Raw genomic sequence first — 820 nt, 5'->3', positions numbered from 1 at the left:
GCTTTCGCGGTCAATTCGGCACACTCCTCCAGGACCTGGCTGATGCGCTGGTCCACAGTGCGAATTTGTGCCTTGTAGAAATGGATGGCGTGGTGGATCATCGTTTTGGTTTCTTCATCGGGAGTCTGCTGCAGCCGATTTCGCTCGGCAGAGATTTGCGAGAGGATCTGATCGCGACGATGGACAAGCGATTTCAGCTTCGCTTCACTATCCGAAGGCTTTTCTCGCAGTTTGGGTGTGACAACTTCCCCAAACCGGGCAATGATCCGGGCGTCCAACTTGTCGTTTTTCTCGATCATGCCGCAGCCTTTGGCGAAGTTGCGGATCTGGAGCGGATTGACGACCGAGCAATCGATACTCTTGTCCAACAGTTGCTCGACCAGCAGATGTTCGTAGCCTCCAGTGGCTTCCATGACCACCAGTGTCCTGGTCCGGCCTCGCTTTAATTCGCAGAGGAAGAATGCGATGGCTGCAGGCGAGTTGTCGATCACCTGGTGCTGCTGCGTCTTCGAGTTATAGATGTCGAGCTTGTTTTTGGCGACATCCACGCCAATAATTCGGTTGTACTTCATCGCTATTCCCTGGATAGTGAGTTCGAGCTCACGTGGTGCGTGGCTCCTCCGGCTGTTCGGGTTCACAACGAAAAGGACCGGCGATCTTGATGTCCCACGACGTCTAGGCGTCAACCCATCACGATCTACCGAGTCCGCGCGTCTGCCGGATCCATTCCGGCAGACGTCTCTTCATTCTACGGGCGATGCACCCCTGGAAAGCGGGGTGGCTCACCACAACCTCTCCCACCTCCCATCACAGCTTCTAT

1 protein-coding gene is annotated in these 820 nt (G+C 55.2%); it reads right to left on the bottom strand.

Going from position 1 to position 820, the window contains the following annotated elements:
* Positions 1 to 572 (bottom strand): IS110 family transposase (locus NG895_RS05190; protein ID WP_252851401.1); only part of this gene is annotated, 572 nt, incomplete at its 3' end.
* Positions 573 to 820 lie beyond the last annotated feature (248 nt).

Source organism: Aeoliella straminimaris (assembly GCF_024054565.1).
Taxonomy (GTDB): domain Bacteria; phylum Planctomycetota; class Planctomycetia; order Pirellulales; family Lacipirellulaceae; genus Aeoliella; species Aeoliella straminimaris.
The sequence above is the reverse complement of the archived record's forward strand: the minus strand, read 5'-3'. Positions and strand labels throughout refer to the sequence as shown.